Annotated in this window: 20 protein-coding genes; all 20 read right to left on the reverse strand. The window is 35.3% G+C overall.

Annotated features, from left to right (window positions below; translation table 11 throughout):
- The 20 genes from FYJ58_RS03885 to FYJ58_RS03980 all read right to left on the reverse strand — a co-directional run bounded on the left by FYJ58_RS03885 (position 1) and on the right by FYJ58_RS03980 (position 21,662).
- A complete protein-coding gene (locus FYJ58_RS03885) occupies positions 1-1,608 on the reverse strand; it encodes a flagellar M-ring protein FliF C-terminal domain-containing protein (RefSeq protein ID WP_154517512.1) in 1,608 nt (535 codons plus the stop codon).
- A 47-nt stretch (positions 1,609-1,655) separates the two neighbouring features.
- Positions 1,656-1,970: a flagellar hook-basal body complex protein FliE gene (gene fliE, locus FYJ58_RS03890; protein WP_154517515.1), complete on the reverse strand. Its 315-nt coding sequence runs from the start codon at positions 1,968-1,970 to the stop codon at positions 1,656-1,658.
- 27 nt (positions 1,971-1,997) lie between these two features.
- Positions 1,998-2,429 (reverse strand): flagellar basal body rod protein FlgC, encoded by a 432-nt coding sequence (gene flgC / locus FYJ58_RS03895; protein ID WP_154517517.1) that lies wholly within the window; start codon positions 2,427-2,429, stop codon positions 1,998-2,000.
- 48 nt (positions 2,430-2,477) lie between these two features.
- Positions 2,478-2,864, reverse strand: coding sequence for a flagellar basal body rod protein FlgB (gene flgB / locus FYJ58_RS03900; protein ID WP_154517520.1), 387 nt, complete (start codon positions 2,862-2,864; stop codon positions 2,478-2,480).
- Between the two features lie 326 nt (positions 2,865-3,190).
- Positions 3,191-3,964 (reverse strand): GTP-sensing pleiotropic transcriptional regulator CodY, encoded by a 774-nt coding sequence (gene codY / locus FYJ58_RS03905; RefSeq protein WP_154517523.1) that lies wholly within the window; start codon positions 3,962-3,964, stop codon positions 3,191-3,193.
- Between the two features lie 261 nt (positions 3,965-4,225).
- A complete protein-coding gene (gene topA / locus FYJ58_RS03910; protein WP_154517525.1) occupies positions 4,226-6,286 on the reverse strand; it encodes a type I DNA topoisomerase in 2,061 nt (686 codons plus the stop codon).
- 21 nt (positions 6,287-6,307) lie between these two features.
- Complete coding sequence (gene dprA / locus FYJ58_RS03915; protein ID WP_154517528.1) at positions 6,308-7,408, reverse strand: DNA-processing protein DprA; 1,101 nt, start codon at positions 7,406-7,408, stop codon at positions 6,308-6,310.
- Positions 7,405-8,955, reverse strand: coding sequence for a YifB family Mg chelatase-like AAA ATPase (locus FYJ58_RS03920; RefSeq protein ID WP_154517531.1), 1,551 nt, complete (start codon positions 8,953-8,955; stop codon positions 7,405-7,407). Before FYJ58_RS03920 ends, dprA begins: the two co-directional genes overlap by 4 nt.
- 241 nt (positions 8,956-9,196) lie before the next feature.
- Positions 9,197-9,649, reverse strand: a complete 453-nt coding sequence (nrdR, locus tag FYJ58_RS03925; RefSeq protein WP_154517534.1) for a transcriptional regulator NrdR — start codon at positions 9,647-9,649, stop codon at positions 9,197-9,199.
- An 89-nt stretch (positions 9,650-9,738) separates the two neighbouring features.
- On the reverse strand, positions 9,739-9,999 hold the full coding sequence (locus tag FYJ58_RS03930) for a YlmC/YmxH family sporulation protein (protein ID WP_154517537.1): 261 nt from the start codon (positions 9,997-9,999) through the stop codon (positions 9,739-9,741).
- A 37-nt stretch (positions 10,000-10,036) separates the two neighbouring features.
- Positions 10,037-10,816: an RNA polymerase sporulation sigma factor SigG gene (gene sigG / locus FYJ58_RS03935; RefSeq protein ID WP_154517540.1), complete on the reverse strand. Its 780-nt coding sequence runs from the start codon at positions 10,814-10,816 to the stop codon at positions 10,037-10,039.
- 93 nt (positions 10,817-10,909) lie between these two features.
- On the reverse strand, positions 10,910-11,653 hold the full coding sequence (sigE, locus tag FYJ58_RS03940; RefSeq protein WP_154517543.1) for an RNA polymerase sporulation sigma factor SigE: 744 nt from the start codon (positions 11,651-11,653) through the stop codon (positions 10,910-10,912).
- A 20-nt stretch (positions 11,654-11,673) separates the two neighbouring features.
- Positions 11,674-12,534 (reverse strand): sigma-E processing peptidase SpoIIGA, encoded by an 861-nt coding sequence (locus FYJ58_RS03945; protein WP_154517547.1) that lies wholly within the window; start codon positions 12,532-12,534, stop codon positions 11,674-11,676.
- Between the two features lie 142 nt (positions 12,535-12,676).
- Positions 12,677-13,912 (reverse strand): cell division protein FtsZ, encoded by a 1,236-nt coding sequence (gene ftsZ / locus FYJ58_RS03950; RefSeq protein WP_154517550.1) that lies wholly within the window; start codon positions 13,910-13,912, stop codon positions 12,677-12,679.
- Between the two features lie 228 nt (positions 13,913-14,140).
- The gene (locus FYJ58_RS03955; RefSeq protein ID WP_154517553.1) at positions 14,141-14,863 is read right to left on the reverse strand and encodes a cell division protein FtsQ/DivIB; all 723 of its coding nucleotides are present in this window, start codon (positions 14,861-14,863) and stop codon (positions 14,141-14,143) included.
- Positions 14,864-14,886: 23 nt separating this feature from the next.
- Entirely contained in the window at positions 14,887-16,137 is a 1,251-nt protein-coding gene (gene murA / locus FYJ58_RS03960) for a UDP-N-acetylglucosamine 1-carboxyvinyltransferase (protein ID WP_205839141.1), read from the reverse strand.
- Between the two features lie 59 nt (positions 16,138-16,196).
- Positions 16,197-17,348: an FtsW/RodA/SpoVE family cell cycle protein gene (locus FYJ58_RS03965; protein WP_154517556.1), complete on the reverse strand. Its 1,152-nt coding sequence runs from the start codon at positions 17,346-17,348 to the stop codon at positions 16,197-16,199.
- A 25-nt stretch (positions 17,349-17,373) separates the two neighbouring features.
- Positions 17,374-18,732, reverse strand: a complete 1,359-nt coding sequence (murD, locus tag FYJ58_RS03970) for a UDP-N-acetylmuramoyl-L-alanine--D-glutamate ligase (protein ID WP_154517847.1) — start codon at positions 18,730-18,732, stop codon at positions 17,374-17,376.
- Between the two features lie 113 nt (positions 18,733-18,845).
- Complete coding sequence (gene mraY / locus FYJ58_RS03975; protein WP_408647363.1) at positions 18,846-19,784, reverse strand: phospho-N-acetylmuramoyl-pentapeptide-transferase; 939 nt, start codon at positions 19,782-19,784, stop codon at positions 18,846-18,848.
- 93 nt (positions 19,785-19,877) lie between these two features.
- The gene (locus FYJ58_RS03980) at positions 19,878-21,662 is read right to left on the reverse strand and encodes a peptidoglycan D,D-transpeptidase FtsI family protein (RefSeq protein WP_154517562.1); all 1,785 of its coding nucleotides are present in this window, start codon (positions 21,660-21,662) and stop codon (positions 19,878-19,880) included.
- Positions 21,663-21,673 lie beyond the last annotated feature (11 nt).

Genomic DNA, 21,673 nt, shown 5'->3' on the forward strand with positions numbered 1-21,673 from the left:
TTACCCCCAATCCTCTTGAAGCCAGTTACGCAACAAGCTTGCAACCGCTTCTGGATTTTCATCTACAAATTTTTCAATCATCTTACGAGTCTCTGATTTATCACTAAATTCAATATCCTCCAAGGACTGGTTTTCCTTTGTTGTAGCAAGAAGCTGTTCTACTGATAATTCCGGCTCCATCTCTGTCACTTCAACCGGAGCTGTTCCCTTGAATACAACGAAGATTAATAATGCAATAATTAGAACCGCCAAAATAATCATCAAGTAATTTGTAAAATCAAATGGTTCTGTTTCTTTTGCATTAAAAATAGGAACTTCCCAAGTTACAACTGATATATTCGCTGCATCAATACCTGTTGTCTGTGAAATCAAATCTGTAATCTGATTCACATCATCATCTGTCGCAACCCGGTTATTATTTTGATCAATGAAATCTTCAAATGTAATTCCATCCAATAATCCCTGCCGCTCTACATCTTCTTCATTGTATACTTTATATCGCACAGCAACTACTGCAATAGAGGATTCTTCTGGCTTAACAGCTCCGATTTCATAGTCACTTTTCGTCACACGTTCATTTGGAAGGTAGTCATATTTGTTTTGTTCTACTTTAGAATCACTTCCACCTTCTGTCTGAATATTATAATCCGTATCATCCCCATTTGAAGCAGTTCCCGGTATGCCTCCTGAAGTTGTATTTCCCTGAGATTTATATTCATAACTATGAGAATATACCCCCTGCTCCTGACCGTCAGTTGGCGTATATTCTGTATATCGTTCTGTTACCTTATTAAAATCAAATTTAATATTGGAAGAACCAATCGTAGCAGAATCAAATCCGTAGTTTAATAAAACGGATTTTACATCCTCACTTATTGTATTTCTTAATTTTTCTTTATAATCTTCCTTATCGCTAACTTCACCGCCTAAAACATCATCGGAACCGCCACCAAATAATAAATTTCGGTCCTGATCCATAATTACAATGTTATCGGTTGATTTGTTACCAACGGCATTCGCTACCCACATTGCAATTGAGCGGGCTTCTTTCGCTGTCATTTCCTTCTCCAAAGAAAGCATAATACTAACAGATGCTTCTTTGGCATCATCAAAAATCGTATAACTTGTATCCGGCTGATTTAAATAAACAGTCGCATCTTTTACACCGTCATATTTCATAATATAAGAACGTAACGTCGTCTGTTTTGCCAAAGTACGTTTTTGCTCTTTTTCTTTTTCTGTTGTACTCATGGAGTTATTATAGGCATCCTCCCAACTCCACTCATCTGATAAAATGTCATTTTCCGCCATCAGATTAAGACTTGGTGTATAATCTTTTTCCTGAACATAAATGGTCATTCCGTCTTTCGACTGTTTATACTTTATTTCATTACTATCCAATAAATTAACTAATTCACTCGCCTGTTTATTATCTTCAAACGATGCCAATTTTGTATCATACTTTGGTCTCGTAAAAAAATATGTAAGCAAAACAATTGTAAAAAATATAGCTGCAATGACGCAAATGATAATTGTTTTTTGCTTGTTTGTATACTTATTCCAAAATTCCAAAAATCTCTGAGGAATTTGTTTTATTCGTTCCTGCATGGTCAACTCTCCTACCTGGTTTTATTCTGCCTCTTATTTTTCTTCCTCTAGAACTGAAGATTCATAAGTTCTTTATAGGCATCTAAAACTGCATTTCGAACAGCTACCGTATACTGCAATGAAGTATTGGCTTTTTGCTGCGCAATCTGCAAATCATGGTAATTCTCCGATAAACCTAAAGAATATTTTATTTCTTCCTCTTCCGCCAGATTCGATAATTCATTTGTTTCATTTACCATAGATAGAGCTGACTGAAATAGGGATTCAAATGCCTGATTACGATTTGTTTTATTTGCTGACTTTGTCGCCTCTACATAACGACCTGCATCAAAAACGCCTCCAGCCGATAAGATTGTGCTCATATATGTTTCCTCCTGCTATAATTTCAACTATTTAATTTCCAACGCTTTCATTGCCATTGCTTTTGTTGCATTAAAAGCTGTAACATCAGCTTCGTAGGCACGGCTGGCGTCAATCAAATCTGTCATTTCTGACACAATATTCACATTCGGATATGTTACGTATCCTTCTTCATTCGCATCAGGATGAGTTGGGTCATAAACCATCTTTCCATCCGAATTGTCTTCAACAATCTGTGTAACCTTTACTCCATTCGCCAGATTGCTTTTTGCAACTGAAAAAGCCTGACTAAATGTAGATGCACTTTTCTCAGCAAAAACAACATTTTTTCTTTTATATACGTTGCCATTAGCATCTCTTGTAGTATTAACATTCGCAATATTTTGAGAAATTATGTCCGTCCTAAGTGTCTGTGCCGTCATACCACTTGCACTCGCATTCATCGCGCCAAATACTGACATTGTAAATCCTCCTTATTATTTTCGGTTTCTTGTTTAACAAACTTTTTATTATCTTGTAAGAACAGCTTTAATTCTTGAAAATTCCTGATTAATAGAATCAATTAATGTATTATAACGTATTTGATTTTTTGCAAGCTCCGCAGTTTCTGTAGAAATATCCACATTATTTCCATCATAACGATAACTTAAATTCGAATATTCTGTATATGTAGTTCCATTTATCGTACTCAGATCCAAGTTTGCTACGTTTTCATCCAATGAACCATCTCCAGTTAACGCACTCATCAAATAAGATTCAAAATTTACATCCTTACGTTTATAATTTGGAGTATCTTTATTTGCGATATTATTAGAAATCGCCTCATTACGAAGCCACCCTGCATCCGCCGCACGGTCTAATACATTAATATAATTATATGCACCTGATCCAATCATAAATTTTTCCTCCACAATATAGCTATAGTATATTATAGACATTTTTCGCTAAAAATACAAGACACATTTTGCAAAAAAGTCAGAATACACAACACTTTTTTAATTTCTATAGGTCCATTGTCCTAAAAACTTTTTTATAAATCAGACGATTTTCCTATTTCATCTCCTGGTTTTATCCATTTTTTATCAATTATTTACTTTGCAAAATTCCTCTTTTCTCTAAATTGTCAAAAAAGCACAAAATGAGTCAAAGAAAATAGTCTTCCTTAACTCATTTTGTTTCTGCCTTCCTGGCCTATATTAAATTGTTGTAATTTTCTTAATGTTTAATTATTTTTAATTTTTTTTAATTCATCAAAAACTACATCATTAATAACCTTAATATACGTACCTTTCATACCTGAAGATCTGGATTCAATTACTCCGGCACTTTCAAACTTTCTTAAAGCGTTTACAATAACAGAACGAGTAATCCCCACACGATCCGCAATCTTGCTAGCTACTAATATCCCCTCATTGCCATCAAGTTCTTCAAAAATATGTGTAATAGCCTCTAATTCAGAAAATGATAATGTACTGATTGCAGATTTTACAATCTGAACCTTTCTATTTTCTTCCGCACTTTCTTCATTTACGGAACGTAACATTTCAAGTCCTACTACGGTTGTACCATATTCACTTAAAATAATATCGTCTATTGTATACTGTATGTTATTCTTGTATAAAAACAGTGTTCCCAGACGCTCCCCTGCAATTTCAATTGGTGTAATTATTGCCTGATAATCATTTACTCCTTCAAATTCAAATCCTAATGTTGCTAAATTCACATTTTCTTTTGTTGATAATACATTCAACAGTCTCTCATTTAGCATTTCATCAATGTGTCCACCCACGTTATCTTTAATTAATTCTTTTATTTCAGCAATGTCCGGGCGATTCTTAATTCCAAGAACCTTTCCCTTTTTACTGATAACAAGAATATTAGATTCAAGTATATCACTTAATACATCACAAATATCATTAAAAACAACTTTATGTGAATTATTGTTATGCAATAACTTGTTTATTTTTCTTGTTTTGTCAAGTAATTGAACACTCATGCTATTCCTCCTATTCTCTAAAACTGCTTTTTCTCTTCACCAATTAAATTATCATTTTCTAATTGCCTATTTTCATATTTTTATAAATTTTACCACAATTCAATCTAAAGTACAATACTTTTTCTTTATTATTAAACATTTTATATTTTTCAATCATTTTTCCAAACTTTAAAGTGCAAAACTAAAACAATTCTGAACAAAGCTCTATTTTACTTTTCTTTGTTCAGAATCGCCTCATTTTTCCATTCAATTAGAGAAGTTTTATTTGTTCTTTACAAATCCACATTTTTCTTCACTGCACACAAGCTTAGCACCTTTTTCCAACAAAACATTTCCACATTCCGGACATTTTTCTCTTGATGGTTTTTGCCATGTCATGAAATCACACTCTGGGTTATTTTCACATCCATAATATTTTCTTCCTTTTTTCGTCTTGCGGATAACCACTTCTTTTCCGCATTTTGGACAAGGCACACCTATCTTTTCAAAATACTGTTTTGTATTCCGACAATCTGGAAAGCCGGGACAAGCTAAAAATTTTCCATGAGGTCCATATTTAATTACCATATTTTTTCCACATTCTTCGCAGATAACGTCTGTAACCTCATCTTCAATGTCAACTTTCTCCAGCTCCTTTTCTGCAATATCCACTGCTTCTTTCAAATCCGGATAAAAATTACGCACAACGGTTTTCCACTGTACAGTTCCATCTTCTACACAGTCTAATAGTCCCTCCATATTAGCAGTAAAGTTTACATCAACAATACTGGAAAATCCTTCAAGCATAATTTGATTTACAATTTCTCCAAGCTCTGTCACATACAAATTCTTATTTTCTTTTGCAACATAACGCCTTGCTATAATTGTTGTTATCGTCGGTGCATAAGTACTTGGTCTTCCAATTCCTAACTCTTCTAATGCTTTTACTAATGAAGCTTCTGTATAATGAGCCGGCGGCTGCGTAAAGTGTTGGCTATGTTCAAATTTCCCCAATGTAAGAGGTGTATCTTTTTCAATTGACTTAGCCAACACAGTTTTTTCTACCTTATCTTCTTCCGTTGTATAAACAGTCATAAATCCGTCAAAAATTACTTTTGAAGCCGCCGCAGTAAAACGATAACCATTTCCATCAATTTTAACCGACGTTGTCTGGTATTTCGCCGGCTGCATCCGGCTGGCTACAAAACGCCGCCAAATTAGTTGATAGAGTCTGAATTGATCTCTTGATAAATCTTCTTTTAATTGGCTCGGACTCAACTCTACATACGTCGGACGAATCGCCTCATGTGCATCCTGAATCTTTTTCCCTGTTTTTTTATTATTGTCTTCTTTCGCTACAAATTCTTCACCATAGGATTCTTCTACATATTTTTTTGCAGCTAAATCTGCTTCTTCTGATACACGGGTCGAATCAGTACGAAGATAGGTAATAATACCAATGGTTCCTTTTCCTTTAACAGCAATTCCTTCATAAAGCTGTTGAGCAAGACGCATTGTTTTCTGCGTCGAAAAATTTAACGTCTTCGCAGCTTCCTGCTGTAGTGTGCTTGTTGTAAAAGGAATCGGTGCTTTTTTAATTCGCTCTCCAACCTTTACATCGCTTACAGAAAAATTTGCATTCTCTAAATCTTTTAATATATGATTTAATTCTTCTTCAGAATGAATTGTCATCTTTTCTTCCGGTGTCCCATAAAACTTAGCAACTAATGGTTTCTTTTCTCCCTTCAAATCAAATGAAGCTTCAAGATTCCAATATTCTTCCGGAACAAACTCATTAATTTCCTGTTCCCTATCACAAATAATTCGAAGTGCAACTGACTGAACACGCCCGGCACTCAGTCCTCTCTTTACTTTTGCCCATAATAATGGACTAATGCTATAGCCCACCATACGATCCAGCACTCTTCTTGCCTGTTGTGCATCCACTAGATTCATATCAATATCTCTGGCTTGCTTAATGGATGCTTTCACTGCATTTTTTGTAATCTCATTAAATGTAATACGGCTTGTATTCTTCTTTTCTAGTTTCAATGCATGAAATAAGTGCCATGAAATTGCTTCTCCTTCGCGGTCGGGGTCAGTTGCAAGATAAATCTTATCTGCCTTTTTAACTTCCTTTCGAAGCTTCGCAAGCAATTCTCCCTTTCCCCGAATTGTAATATATTTTGGTTCAAAATCATGTTCTATATCAATTCCCATCTGGCTTTTAGGCAAATCCCTGACATGCCCGTTTGATGCTACTACTTCATAATTCTTTCCCAAAAATTTTTTTATTGTCTCCGCTTTTGCTGGAGATTCTACAATGACAAGATACTTTGGCATCTCAACACTCCCTTACATTAATCAATCTCTTTCTATAACAAAACAATTGCTCGTTATTTCCCGGATTCTATTTTGCAATTGTAATTCGATAATAGCTTCTGTTACCTCCCAAAAAGGCATCTGAGTTTCTTCTATAATAATGCTAATATGTTTCGGCTTGAAACTCAAACAACTATACACCATTTTTTGCTTGAAATCAAGGAAAATTTCATTTTTTTTATTTATTTGTGAAAATTTTTCCCATTTTACCTCATAAAAATCTATTACATCGTTCGGTTTCGTAACTAAAAATGCCCCTTCTTTAATTAATGAATTACTTCCTTCACTAAGCGAATCCCATGCCTTTCCCGGAATTGCAAAAATATCTTTTCCCTGCTCTAATCCAATCTCTGCTGTAATCAGAGAACCGCTTCTTTTTTTCGCCTCAACGACAATGATTCCATCCGCCAATCCACTGAGAATACGGTTACGCATCGGGAAATTTCCTGCTTTTGGCGCCGTTCCCATCGCATATTCAGAAATAATTCCACCCCTATTTATCATTTTTGTAAATAAAGAAATATGCTCTGGTGGATAACAAACATCGACTCCACAGCCTAACACGGCAAATGTATCTCCATCTCCTTCTAAAGCACCACTATGAGCATACCCATCAATTCCCCTGGCTAAACCACTGACAATTTGAATTCCTGCATTTCCCAGTTCTCTCCCAAACCACTCTGCCATTTCCTTTCCATATGCCGAACAATTTCTTGCACCTACAATTGCAACCGATTTCTTATTAAAATCCGGAAGCTTTCCTCTTACAAATAAAGCATCTGGCGGGTCATATATTCTTGATAACTTTTCTGGATAGGCTTTTTCTCCCCTTACAATAAACTGAATTTGCCGTTCCTTAAGCTGATTATAACTTTCCTCAATTTTTTCTTCGCTGATTCCTTCCTTTGCCTGTATTAATCCTTTAATGTCTTTTTCCGTTATTCCTTTTATACCCTGATATGATGCAGAATCGACCCGAAAAATACATTCTGCAGTTTTAAAATGTTTCAGTAATATAGCCCTTTTCGCCTTACCAATTCCTTTAATCTGATACAGCCAAAACAAAAATGCCTTTTCTTTCATACGCCGTTCTCCCAATACTGATTATCAACACCACGATAAAAAAATGCCTCTGCTAAATGATTTTTCTGTATCATTTCTTCTTCATCCAAATCAGCAATTGTTCTGGCCACTCTGAGGATTCTATGATAGGCTCTTGCACTAAGCTTGAATTTATTAAACATTTTTTCTAAAAAAATCTGTTCTTCTTTATTAAGCGGACAAAAATATTTAAACTGTTCTCCACAAATTTGAGAATTAAATCGAATATTCCACTCTCTATATCGTTCCCTTTGAATGTTTCTTGCAACTTCTACTATCCTCTTTAAATCTTTCGATGTTTTTTCTTCGCCTTTTATTAATTGATTATATGCAAGTGGTAAAACTTCTACACACAAATCAATCCTGTCTAATATTGGACGGCTAACCCTTCCCAAATATCGTTTCACCTGTATCTCACTGCACAGACATCTTTCCCTATTCGGAAAATAGCCACAGGGACAAGGATTCATTGCACAGACAAGCATAAAATCTGCCGGGTAAGAAATATTTCCTCTTAACCTTGTAATTCTCACCTTCTTTTCTTCCAACGGCTGTCTTAAAAGTTCAATTGTTCCTTTGCGAAATTCTGGTAATTCATCCAAGAATAAAATTCCACCGGAAGCAAGGCTGATTTCTCCCGGTTTTGGAGTAACTCCTCCTCCAACTAATGCAGTATCTGTAATACTATTATGCGGTGCCCGAAATGGTCGTTCCTTAATGCGCCCATTCTGTTCATTTAGTAATCCGGCTACACTATAAATCTTTGAAATCTCCATACTCTCTTCAAAAGAAAGTTCAGGAAGGATTGTATTCATGCGTTCTGCAATCATCGTTTTTCCAGTTCCTGGTGGACCAATTAGCAGCAGGTTATGAAAACCGGCTGCTGCAATCACTGCTGCCCGTTTTGCCTGACTTTGTCCTCTTATATCTGAGAAATCCTTGTGTTTTAATGAAGAAGAATTACACGCGAAATTTTTATTATCGTATTCGAATTCAAGATAATCATTTTCTGATAAACTCTCCCCATGAAAATACGCAATCGCCTCTTCTAAATTCTGCACGGGAATTATCTCCATATCCTCAAAGACAATTCCTTCTTTTCGATTCTCATAAGGAATCATACATTTTTTAAATCCATTCTGTTTTGCACAATAAATAATAGGCAATACCCCCGTAATGCCATGAATTATACCATTTAAACTTAGTTCTCCTACAATAATTATATCTTCAAGCTTTTCTTGGGAAAGATACCCGAATGAGGCAAGAACTGCCAATGCAATTGGCAAATTGAATGCGGTCCCTTCCTTTCGAAGATCCGCTGGTGACAAGTTGACTGTAATTCTTTTCGGCTGTAAACAGTATCCTTGATTTTTAATCGCAATCCGAACCCGCTCCTTTGACTCTTTGATCTCAGATGCTAAAATACCAACCATTGAAAACATCGGCATCCCATCCGAAACATCAGCTTCAATCCGAATCACAGTTCCTTCAATTCCAGCCAACAATATGCTGGATACTATACTAATCATAAAACTCCTTTCTAAAAGACTCTCAACCTGAAAGGAATATCTTATTTATAATTATAGCAAATATTTGAAATTTGTCCATTTACTTTTTCTCAAAACATAAGGTTTCCTATTTACCAATTTCACTATGTTTATCAAAAGTAATAAAAAATGTACTATAGACAAATCCATTTTTCTTATTTGCAAAAATTTTTTTATATCTATAGTACAATTATTTATTTTCCTATTTTTTATAATTACAATACTAATTATCCAATATTTTCTTTATCTCATCCATAAATGTATTGACATCTTTGAATTCCCGATATACCGAAGCAAACCGAACATATGCTACCTGGTCAAAATCTTTTAACTTATCCATTACAATTTCTCCAATTTTACTACTTGGTATCTCTTTTACTTCCATATTAAAAATTGTCGTTTCTATCTCATCAATCAATTTATTAATTTCATCCACCGACATTGGACGTTTGTGACAAGAACGGAAAATTCCTCGCTCAATTTTACTCCGGTCGTAAGATTCTCTATTTTGGTCCTTTTTAATAACAATAAATGGAATTGCTTCCACTTTTTCATATGTAGTAAAACGCTTCACACAATTATCACACTGTCTTCGCCGCCGAATTGAGCTTCCATCCTCTGCCGGTCTTGAATCAATCACTCTTGTATTTTCCTCTCCGCAAAACGGACATCTCATCTTATATCCTCCTATCGTTTTATCTGACACTTTTCTATTCTTGTATTTTCTCACTTTTCATTATATTGGTTTTAAAAACACAGGTCAAGCTATACTTTGCACTTCACAAAGATTTTTTCAACATCCACCTCGACTAATATTACATCCGCACCCACCTGTCTTATATCACAAAAATCAATCACATATTCGTGGTCCCTGCCTAACATTCCCCATATTTTGCAGGGACCGGGAATAATGATTTTTTGGATTCGTCCCGTACACAAATCAAATTCAATGTCATCCGGATAGCCAAGACGCATGCCGTCGCATATATTAATAACTTCTTTTTGTCTTAACTCGCACATTCTCATACCGATTCCTTAACTTTTGCTTTATTACTTATTCTATTCAAGAAGTCAAATAATTTTTCATGTTTTTTAACGCTGACTTCTCCAACCGGGAAACCTGTGCCTGAGAAATTTGTATTTCTTCTGCCACTTCCATCTGTGTCTTTCCTTCAAAATATCGCAAATTAATAATATTATACTCTCTTTCAGGCAGACGATTCATCGCCGATTTTAAAGAGATTTCTTCTACCCATTTCTCTTCACGATTCTTTTTATCACTCACCTGATCCATAATATATAAAGTATCTCCGCCTTCTGAATATACAGGCTCATAGAGAGATACCGGGTGTTGAATTGCATCCAATGCATAAATAATATCTTCTGCCGGAATTTCCAATTTTTCTGCAATTTCTTGTATTGTCGGTTCTTTATCTGTTTTTTTCATAATATCTTCTTTTGTATAAATTGCCTTATATGCTATATCTCTTAAAGAACGGCTTACCCTGATGCTGTTATTATCTCTAAGGTATCTTCGAATCTCTCCAATAATCATTGGAACCGCATATGTGCTAAATTTTACATTCTGAGTTATATCAAAATTATCAATCGCTTTCATAAGGCCAATACAGCCTATTTGAAATAAATCGTCTACATTTTCATTGCTTCCGGAAAAACGCTGAATAATGCTAAGAACTAACCTTAGGTTCCCTTTGATATATAGCTCTCTAGCCTCTTTATCGCCTTCCATTACTCTCTTAAACAGAGCTTCTTTCTCTTCATTTTTTAATAAAGGTAATTTTGACGTATTCACACCACATATTTCAACTTTATAAAGAGCCATTACTCGAACCTCCACTGTAAATGATTGATATAATTATCATTCACATTTTAAAGAAGATTTATACTGATAATGACTCTACCAATGATTTCCTTTTTATGCTTCTAATCGTATCATTTCCTTTTTTAATCGCTTAATTATTTTTTTCTCTAACCTTGAAATATAAGATTGGGAAATTCCTAAATAATCTGCTACTTCCTTTTGTGTCCGTTCGTTTCCATCAATTGTATTAATACCAAATCGCAGCTTTATAATTACCCGTTCCCGTTCTGTTAGTTTTTCCATTGCTTTGTTTAATAGAGAACGATCCACTTCATCTTCTATTCCTTTTGAAATGATATCTTCATCCGTTCCTAAAATGTCCGATAGCAAAAGTTCATTTCCATCCCAGTCTACATTTAACGGTTCATCAATCGAAACCTCTAACTTCGTTTTACTGTTCCGCCGAAGATACATTAATATTTCATTTTCGATACAGCGGGAAGCATAAGTTGCCAGCTTTATATTTTTATTTGGATTAAATGTATTAATTGCCTTAATTAATCCAATTGTTCCAATTGATATTAAATCCTCAACCCCTACACCAGTATTGTCAAATTTCTTTGCTATGTACACAACTAATCTCAGATTATGTTCGACAAGTATACTTTTTGCCTCTTCTTCTCGTTTTGTACCTAATAATTCTATCATATCCATTTCTTCTTCCGCTTCCAGTGGAGCCGGAAGCACCTCAGCTCCTCCGATATAGTGAATATCCCCTTTTGTATTTTGAAAAACACTCCAAAAATCGGGTATCATTCGAAATTGAAATTTATTCGGTATTGATATTCTTAGCAACATTTCTTTCCTCCCAGTTCTAGTTATTCTGTTATATATTGCTCATGCAAAATAAATTGATATTGTTTTTGTGTCGATACAGATTCAAAAACAATTCCAAGCAGTACCCCTCCTACTATTTTCTCCTTTTCGTCCATATGTATTAGCATTTCATCAACATAAACACCTGGCATAAACCCATTGCGATTTCCCAAAGAATGATAAGGTATCCATTTTATAGGATGTACGGTATCCATTTCTTTTGACCCAAATTGCAAAATTGCGTTTTGCAATTCTTCTGTAAATAAAACTTTTACCACGTCATACTCTGCAACAATAACCGGTCGTTTCGTGATTGGCTCTCTTAGCTGGTTACCCGTATCTAAAAGTGCTTTTCCCCTGCAACATAAACCTGCATTTTTAATTATCACATCATATAAGTTTTTTTCTTCGATTCTGAATTTTCTACATCTTTTCCAAAAAAATAATATAATTAAACTGCACAAAGCACCGATAAATAGTACCAAACCGGCATAAACTTTGCTATCATTTTGTCGATAAGGAAAATTTCGATTTAAAATTGTTGAAATAAATCCATTTAAAAGAATTCCAAGTCCATATAAATATATGAGATCAAAAAAGAAATCTCGGATTGATTCCTTTTTATAACTAATTCGAATCATTCCATACGCTAAAACAACATTTTGAAGAAAAAAACTTACAACAATTGGAATCCCCCTTAAATAGATTGTCATACAGGCTCCAAAACCGCCAATTATTCCTCCGGCTGCTAAACGAATTTTTGTTATTGCATGCTTTCTGATTTTTCCAAGCAGCCATAGCAATATAATATCCATTATTGTATTAACTGCCCAAAAAACATCCAGATAAATTATGTAATTCAAACGTCACCTCCATCTTAAGGAATAGCTTCATTATACCTTGTTTCTACTGCATATCTTGTCAGATTCTGTTTGATATTCCTGCTTTTCATCGTAAAAAAATGACCCAACCTCTGTCGTTTTGACAAAAGATTGAGTCATTTTTTTATCTATGACGATTTTTTTGTAAAAATTCCGGTATTTTAATGCCGCTATGTTCGTTCTCATCACGTTTTATATTGTTCAAATTTAGGTTTGGCATAACCGGTGTTGGACTAACCGGCTGTTGTGCATAATCGTTACTTGTCTGTGTTGAAGTTTTCATATCCGGTTCTGCGACCGGTGTTGGATTAAATCCTGTCACACCATTACTTATAGTTGGATTAGCAAATGGAGTCTGGCTCTTTTGTTGATTATTTGACAAAAAACTTGCGGTCTTAACATTACCTGCACCATCGTGCAATCCGGTTGCAATAACCGTTATCGTAGCAGAATCAGTAGCTGTTTCGTCATACATTGCACCAAAAATAATATTCGCTGTTTCACCTGCAAGCTCCTGTACATAAGTTGCAGCTTCATTCGCTTCAATCAAGCTTATATCACCAGAAACATTAATAATTACATGAGATGCTCCTGTAATTGTAGTTTCTAATAATGGACTTGTAATCGCCTGTTGTACAGCTTGTACACACTTATCATCTCCAGAACCAACTCCAATTCCGATATGAGCGATTCCTTTATCTTTCATAACAGTCTGAACATCTGCAAAGTCTAAGTTAATTAAACCTGGTACATTAATTAAGTCTGTAATCCCCTGAACACCTTGTTGCAACACCTCATCGGCTTTTCGAAGAGCATCCGGCATCGTTGTTCTTCGATCTACAATTTCCAGTAATTTATCATTTGGAATTACAATTAATGTATCCACATTTTCTTTCAAACGTTCAATTCCACTAATTGCATTGTTCATTCTGGCTTTGGCCTCAAACTTAAATGGCTTTGTTACAATACCAACCGTCAAAATTCCTAATTGTTTTGATATGTTAGCAACAACCGGTGCAGCACCTGTTCCTGTTCCTCCTCCCATACCACAAGTAACAAATACCATATCGGAACCTTTAATTAACTCGGTTAATTCTTCCCTATTTTCTTCCGCAGCTTTTTCACCTATCTCCGGCTGAGCTCCTGCTCCTAATCCTTTTGTTAGTTTTTCACCTATCTGAATACAGGTTGGTGCCTTACAAGTTTTTAAATGCTGTTTATCTGTATTTACACATACAAATTCTACACCTATTATATTTTCTTCAATCATCCGATTTACAGCATTATTTCCAGCTCCGCCAACTCCAATTACAAGGATCTTAGCTGTTGCTTCCGTTTCATTAGTTCTAATCTCAAGCAAGGTACTTCCTCCTCTTTCTCATTCTTCTATCTTTTCTTTTTTGTTTTACAGTCAAATAAAATAAGTAACTAACTATCCTATCCCTCTTATCCACTCTCTTCTATGTATATCAAAATTGATTTTTTCTAAAAAAGAATCTAGTCCTCTCTATATCATATATTTTTTTAAGTAAATAATCAAGCCTTAATTCTAGTTTTTCACAGATTTTCTATCGACTTTATCCAACATTTACTCTATACATTTCAAAATCACTTCACTGCCTGATGTATAATTTTCCATATGTATCACACCTTTTAACTTTTGATCGACCGCTTTTGGTAAAATCTCAGACAGTGCCGCAATCTGTTCATCGTAAAAATCTTTCTTACCAAGATAGATTCTAATACCGTTACACTCTAACTCTACTTCCTTTTGATCATTAAATCTTATTTTATTTATCTCCAAATTGTATCGCTGTAAAAGCTGAGATAAATCAAGAATCTGGGCAAAAATATCTTTTTCCTTTACCTGTAACGATTCGTATAAAACAAATCCTTTGGAATGAAGTCCTACAATATTGGGGATTCCGCCAACCGGCTCTTGGGAAGATTCAAGTACAGTTCCTTCTTTATCAAAATATACATATTCCCCCATATATTTTATGCTTGCAACCAACGTCTTTTCATATACTTTAATTTTCAACCCGTTTCGTCCCTCTCGTTTTACCGTTATTTTCTGGACAAATGGAATATCCTTTAATCCAATATAACGATATTTCATATAAAACAAAATCGTATTATTATCAAAAAGAGATTCAAAAAGCATATCTTTCATCTCTTCTTGTGTATAGTGGTCACAACCACTAATTATGATATTTTTTGCACGAAAGGAAAGAAAAAATCCAGCAATTAAAATCAGAAACAAAATAAGTATAATACATCCTGTCCATTTTTTTGTAGTATGTTGCTTCATCTTACTTTCCTTCCTTTCTATTTCTAACAGTAGCGAACTTTTGCACCTAATTGACAAAACGCACTGCAGATATCTTCGTATCCTCTCTCAATATATGGAACACCATATATTCTAGTCGTTCCTTCTGCCATAAGACCAGCTATTACAAGAGCCGCTCCACCCCTGAGATCATGAGCATAAACGTCCGTACCATATAATTGACTCACGCCATATATTTTGGCAATTCTTCCATCCACTATAATATCGGCACCCATTTTACGAAGTTCCTTCACATTTTCATAACGGGATTCAAATATTGTTTCTTCCATTATGCTGGTTCCTACTGCAGTCGAAAGAATTGCCGTAATCTGTGACTGCATATCAGTCGGAAATCCCGGATAAGGTTTCGTAACAATATAAGGGACAGCTTGTTTTAATAAAGGTGCTTTCATATAAATTTTATCAGAATCAAAAACAATTTGACAACCAATCTGTTCTAAGACACCAAATAATGCACCAAGATTTGCACCACAATCTGCCCACAAGGTGACTTCTCCACCGGTTCCCGCTGCAGCAGCAAGATAGCTTCCTGCTACAATCCTGTCGGAAGAAATCGTATACTCAACATCTGATAATTCTTTTCCACCTACAATGACAATCATTCCCTGATGATCATAATAGATTTCCGCACCCATTTTCTGAAGAAAACAGCATAGTTCTTCAATCTCTGGTTCCCGTGCTCCATTCTCAATTACTGTAACACCACTTGCATTTACTGCTGCCATGATTATATTCTCTGTTGCACCTACACTAGGAAATGGGAGGACAATATTCGCACCTTTCATCCGATTACACTGACACGCTATTTCTGTTTCTAATTCTTCAATCTCTACATCCATTTGCCGCAAAGCCTGAAGATGAATGTCAATTGGTCTTGCACCAATCGAACATCCACCTGGATATGGAATCTTTACGCAGCCGAGCCGACCTAACAGCGCACCCATGAAGAACACGGAAGAACGCATTGCTTTTGCATATTGCTCTTCCAACTCACAGGAACAGATTGATTCTGTATTAATTGTAATGCAATCACCCTGCCAATTTACTTGACAACCTAAATGAGTAAGCAATTGCAACATATTTTCAACATCGCCAATTTGCGGGCAGTTTCGCAAGGTAACGGTACCAACATTTAATACGCTGGCTGCCAATATAGGTAATACTGCATTTTTAGAACCTTGGATGTTTATCTCGCCCTGTAACATATTTCCACCGTCAACCTCTATATATGCCACTTTCCGCACCTCGAAAACCAAAATATACTATTAATATATGCAGGTTTTCTTATATTGTGCTACCTTTCATATTTTATCTGGTTTGACACACTTAAAGCGATTCCCATTTCAACTAACATAACTGCGATTGATGTTCCTCCGTAACTGATAAACGGAAGAGGAATTCCTGTTGACGGAATAGAATTCGTTACTACCGCTACATTAATAATAACCTGTAACGCAACATGAACTAAGATTCCTGATGTTATCAGTCCGCCATATAAATCTGGTGCATTGATTGCAATGATAAAAAGGCGCCATATTAGTAATGCAAATAAAAGAATAACCGTTACGGCTCCAAATAAGCCCAATTCTTCGCAAATAATAGAAAATATCATATCATTCTGTGCTTCCGGTACATAGCCAAGTTTTTGCATACTTCTGCCAAGTCCGGTTCCAGTTAATCCACCAGAGGCAATCGCATACAATCCCTGGAGAATTTGAAATCCTTTTTCATGATTTTCCACATCAAGCCAGATTTGCACACGTTCCATACGATACCCTTCACCAAGCATAAGATACAACGCACCTATCGCAACAATTATCGAACCTGCTGCAAAAAAGTACCCTTTCTTTTTACTGGCAACAAAACAGATTCCAACCATAATTCCACAAATAACAATCGCCGTACTCATGTTTTCTTTACCAATTAAAACAATTAACGGTGAAATATATACGCCAACCCGAAAAAATCCCGTAATATTATTGATTTTCTTCGGTGCCATATATACAATATACGAAACAAATAAAACAGTTGCTACTTTAGACAAATCAGAAGGTTGAAAAGTCCCAAGCGGTCCTAAACTAATCCATCGTTTCGCATGGTTAATTTCCACTCCGAAAAATAAAACATAAACTTGTAACAAAATAGATACTATGTAAAGTGCCGTTACCGGTTTTATATTAAGAATCGGCATTTTCCCAAGCAGCATCTTGTAATTTAGTTTTGATACAATAAGCATTGCTATAATCCCCAAAACAGCAGATATTCCCTGTCGTTTCAGATAATACATGGAATCATTTTTTACTAATTGAGCAGAATATGAACTTGTACTGTATATCATAATAAGCCCAAATCCTACTAAAAACAGGGTTAAAAACAATAAGCTATAATCATAATAGCTATAGGACCTGTTTCTTCGATTTCGCTGTTCCCGACTTGTTCTCGCCATAGTATGTTCCTGCTCCCATTCTTTTCTATAACTGATTTACATACTCTTTAAACTTTCTTCCTCGTTCTTCAAAGTTTTTAAACATTCCCCAACTTGCACACGCAGGAGATAATAAAACAGCATCTCCCTCACTTGCATTTACCGCACAAATCTTAACTGCCTCCTCTAAGGAGTCCGCAAATTCAATTGCTGTAAATCCACATTCATTTGCCTGCTGTTTAATTTTCTCTTTTGTTGCTCCAATTAAAACTAACTTCTTTACCTTTCCATCAAAAGACTGAATCCATTCTTTATAATCAGAACCTTTATCATAGCCTCCTCCAATCAAAAAGGTTGGTTTTACCATTGCCTGAATTCCCTTGATTGCCGCATCCGGATTGGTTCCCTTAGAGTCATTGTAATAAGTAACACCATTCTTTTCTGTCACATATTCAATTCTATGTTCTACAGATGTAAATGAAGTTACAGCCTCGCGAATTGCTTCCATTGGTACACCAATATGATAAGAAATTGCAATTGCTGCCATTACATTTTCATAATTATGTGTTCCAAGCAATTTCAAGTCTTTTATATTACATACAATTTCATTGATGCCGTTTTCCTTATAAACAAAATTTCCTTCCTTATCCAAGAAAATTCCTTCTTCTAACTCACGTTTGCTACTAAAGAAAAACACTTTTGGACGAAGGGTCTTTGCCATTTCTCTTAAAACTTCATCCTCATAATTTAAAACACAAGTGTCATTAATTCCCTGATTGATTGCAATTCTTTTTTTCGCCGCAATATAATTTTCCATTGTATGGTGGCGGTTTAAATGATCTGGCGTTATATTTAAAATTGCACTAACTTCTGGCCGGAATTCATGAACAGTTTCTAATTGAAAACTGCTCATTTCCGCTACTGTAATAGAGCTTCCTTTTGTGTTTAATACCATATCTGTATATGGAATTCCAATATTTCCAACAACATATACCGATACATAATAATGTCGCATAATTTCTCCAACAAGTGCTGTTGTTGTCGTCTTACCATTTGTTCCTGTTATCGCCGCCATTTTTCCTTTACTAAATTGATATGCAAGTTCAATTTCTCCCCAGATTGGGACATTATTCTTTTTCATTTCTTGAATATATGGAAGGTCAAGGGGAACACCCGGGCTTAATACAACTAATTCGATATTGTCTTTTAGTTCTTTTGGTAGTTCACCAATGATAACCTGAACCGAAATACTCTTTGGAAGCTTATCTAATACTGCCTGCTCCGTAAGTGCTTCATTACTATCCTGTAAATATACCTTTGCTCCCTCCGTACAAAGCAATTTCACTGCTGCAATTCCACTAATTCCTGTTCCTACTACAAGAACGTTCTTATTTACTAAATCCATCTTTTTTCCCATGCTTATCACAATCCAATTTGTGACACTGCCCTGATAAAATGCTGAAAAACGGGCAGTCGCATAGCTTCCTTTCCTTTCTTATTCTCTCAGCACCTGCATGTTTAAAGTGCTAATAAGCCAACTAAACATAAAATTGCCGTAATAATTGAAAAAACGGCTACTACTCTTGTTTCCGACCATCCACATAATTCAAAATGATGGTGAATCGGAGCCATCTTAAAAATACGCTTTCCTCCTGTTAAATGAAAATATGTCACCTGAATCATAACAGAAAGAACCTCTACCAAATATATTAAACCGATAAGTGCAATAAAAATTGGCATTCTAAGTATAAATGCGGAAGCTGCCACAAAACCTCCCAATGCAAGAGAACCTGTATCTCCCATAAATACTCTGGCAGGATATACATTATAAATTAAAAATCCTAAAAGACTTCCAACCACTGCACAGGTAATCGGAGAAATTCCGCTCCCTACACCAATTGCCACAACCGAAAAAAAAGTTGCTACTAAAACGGTAACACTAGAAGCCAAACCATCTAACCCATCGGTAAAATTAACACCATTCACAGTTCCCAAAACTACTAAAAATAAAAAGGGAAGATAATACATTCCCAAATCTATAGAATGACCATTTGCAAACGGAACAAGAACTTCCGTTCCTATCTGAAGTACTTGAAGCATATAATAAGCAAAAACTGCTGTTACAATACACTGTGCAGTCAATTTCTGCCATGCCTTTAATCCTAATGAACGTTTCATTACTATCTTAATGTAATCATCTAAAAATCCGATTAAACCAAAACCTAATGTCACGAATAAAATAGGGACAATCTGCTTATCTAAACCTACATAAAACATACAGGTAATTGTGATACTGCATACAATAATAATACCTCCCATTGTAGGCGTCCCGGATTTTTTCAAATGTTCTTTTGGACCATCATTCCTTACGTACTGGCTAAATTTTAATTTTTTTAAAAAAGGAATAAATATCGGACTTAATACTACACTAATCGCAAATGCGATAATAGCCGGCATAACGACTTCGAAATTCAATTTCTTCACCTCGTATTTTATTCCTTCTATTTCATTGGGATACATATTCTATAACTTATTTATTATATGCCATTTTTAATATAGAATCAAGTTGCTATTTTGTCCAAATGTTTCCTTTGTTTTTTCCCTGATACTAGGGTCTGGCTTTATTCCAATATAAGGAAGAACATTATCAAATAGCTCTTTTACTGCCGGTGCAGCAATTGTACCGCCATAATAGATTCCTGTCGGTTCATCAATTAACACAAGAGCTATAATCTTAGGATGGTCAGCAGGTGCAAACCCAATAAATGAAGAAATATATTTATTACTGCTTCTTGGAAGTTTTTCTGATGTAGCAGTTTTTCCTCCAATTCGGAACCCCTCTAAAAACGCATTATGTCCCGAACCTTCCGCTACAACAGATTCCAATAATTGTTTCATTGTTTCTGATGTATCTTTCGAAATCATGTTTTCCTTTGTATCATAAGATAGTTCTTTTATATTTCCTTCATCACTGCTTTCGATTTTAACACCAAAATGCGGCGTAATTCTGTTTCCTCCATTAATGACTGTACTTACTGCTGTCATTAACTGAAGCGGCGTAATCTGAAAGGACTGACCAAATGAGATTGTTGCAAGCTCTACCGCTCCAATATTTTTTTTGTTATGCATAATTGAATTTGCTTCTCCGGGAAGGTCAACCCCTGTCTTTTGAAACAAACCTAACTGCCGAAATGTTTTATACATTCCGTCCACACCAACTCTAGCACCGACTTCCATAAAAACCGGGTTGCATGAATTTTGTATCCCTTGAACAAATGTTTCAGAACCATGACCGGTTGTCTTATGACATCGAATCATACGGTCTTCAACCTTTTTATATCCCGGGCAAAAAAAGCTGTCATTTAACCGTACTGATTTCGTTTCTAATGCCGCCGTTGCTGTTACTACTTTAAACGAAGACCCAGGCTCATACGTATCACTAATGCACTCATTTCTCCACATTGTATTTAATTGGTCATTTCTTTCTTTTTCGGTCAATGGATTTTTTGTTCCCTCCGGTAATGTATAGGGATCATTCAAATTAAACTCCGGAACATTAACCATTGCATAAAGTTCCCCATTTTGCGGATTCATAACAAGCATTTTTACGCTTTTTGCTTCTTTCGACTCTAATAACTTTGTCGCTATCTGCTCCGCATACTTTTGTATATTAATGTCTAAGCTTAAATACAGGTTGCTTCCTGCAACTGGTTCAATCCGATTCTCAGCTGCATCATCAATCTCTACCCCCTTTGCTGTTGTCAAAGTAAGAATCGTTCCATCTAAGCCCTGCAAATAATTATCGTATTTCACTTCCAATCCAATAATTCCCTGATTATCACTTCCTGTAAATCCAATTACTTTGGACGCCAATGATTCAAATGGATAAAAGCGTTTGTAATCTTCATCAACCATAACTCCATCTAATTTATATGCCCGGATTTTATCAGATAATTCCTTATCCACATTTGATTTGATTCTTTCAATCGAAGAAACCTTTTCAACTCTTTTTCGTACCTCATCTTCACTGATTCCTAATTCTTCACTTAATACCTTTATCACCCGTTCAGGTTCTTTTATCTGGCTATGAATCACTGATATCGTAGAAACTGGTTTGTTGCCTGCAATTTCAATTCCATTTCTGTCATAAATCCTTCCCCTTTCTGCTTTAATTGGTCTTTCCCTTTCATGAATCTGCCTTGCCAAATCACCATAATATACACTTTGAACAATCATTAAATAGGCAAGACGTCCTACTAAAATAAAAGACAGTGCTAATATAACAAGGACGACAATTAATAGATTCTGCCGGTTATATGTTTTCGTTTTAGTCATATTAACAAAAC

The sequence above is a fragment of the Velocimicrobium porci genome, assembly GCF_009696045.1.
Lineage (GTDB): Bacteria > Bacillota > Clostridia > Lachnospirales > Lachnospiraceae > Velocimicrobium > Velocimicrobium porci.

Coding starts and splice junctions, on each gene's coding strand:
- dprA (WP_154517528.1), bottom strand. CDS start 7,408: ATGAAAGAAAAGGCATTTTTGTTTTGGCTGTATCAGATTAAAGGAATT.
- FYJ58_RS03930 (WP_154517537.1), bottom strand. CDS start 9,999: ATGAGAATGTGCGAGTTAAGACAAAAAGAAGTTATTAATATATGCGAC.
- codY (WP_154517523.1), bottom strand. CDS start 3,964: ATGAGTGTTCAATTACTTGACAAAACAAGAAAAATAAACAAGTTATTG.
- flgB (WP_154517520.1), bottom strand. CDS start 2,864: ATGATTGGATCAGGTGCATATAATTATATTAATGTATTAGACCGTGCG.
- nrdR (WP_154517534.1), bottom strand. CDS start 9,649: ATGAGATGTCCGTTTTGCGGAGAGGAAAATACAAGAGTGATTGATTCA.
- mraY (WP_408647363.1), bottom strand. CDS start 19,784: ATGCCGGCTATTATCGCATTTGCGATTAGTGTAGTATTAAGTCCGATA.
- topA (WP_154517525.1), bottom strand. CDS start 6,286: ATGCCAAAGTATCTTGTCATTGTAGAATCTCCAGCAAAAGCGGAGACA.
- sigG (WP_154517540.1), bottom strand. CDS start 10,816: ATGGCTCTTTATAAAGTTGAAATATGTGGTGTGAATACGTCAAAATTA.
- fliE (WP_154517515.1), bottom strand. CDS start 1,970: ATGAGCACAATCTTATCGGCTGGAGGCGTTTTTGATGCAGGTCGTTAT.
- FYJ58_RS03885 (WP_154517512.1), bottom strand. CDS start 1,608: ATGCAGGAACGAATAAAACAAATTCCTCAGAGATTTTTGGAATTTTGG.
- FYJ58_RS03965 (WP_154517556.1), bottom strand. CDS start 17,348: ATGGCGAGAACAAGTCGGGAACAGCGAAATCGAAGAAACAGGTCCTAT.
- FYJ58_RS03955 (WP_154517553.1), bottom strand. CDS start 14,863: ATGAAGCAACATACTACAAAAAAATGGACAGGATGTATTATACTTATT.
- flgC (WP_154517517.1), bottom strand. CDS start 2,429: ATGTCAGTATTTGGCGCGATGAATGCGAGTGCAAGTGGTATGACGGCA.
- sigE (WP_154517543.1), bottom strand. CDS start 11,653: ATGTTGCTAAGAATATCAATACCGAATAAATTTCAATTTCGAATGATA.
- FYJ58_RS03980 (WP_154517562.1), bottom strand. CDS start 21,662: ATGACTAAAACGAAAACATATAACCGGCAGAATCTATTAATTGTCGTC.
- FYJ58_RS03920 (WP_154517531.1), bottom strand. CDS start 8,955: ATGATTAGTATAGTATCCAGCATATTGTTGGCTGGAATTGAAGGAACT.
- murD (WP_154517847.1), bottom strand. CDS start 18,732: ATGGATTTAGTAAATAAGAACGTTCTTGTAGTAGGAACAGGAATTAGT.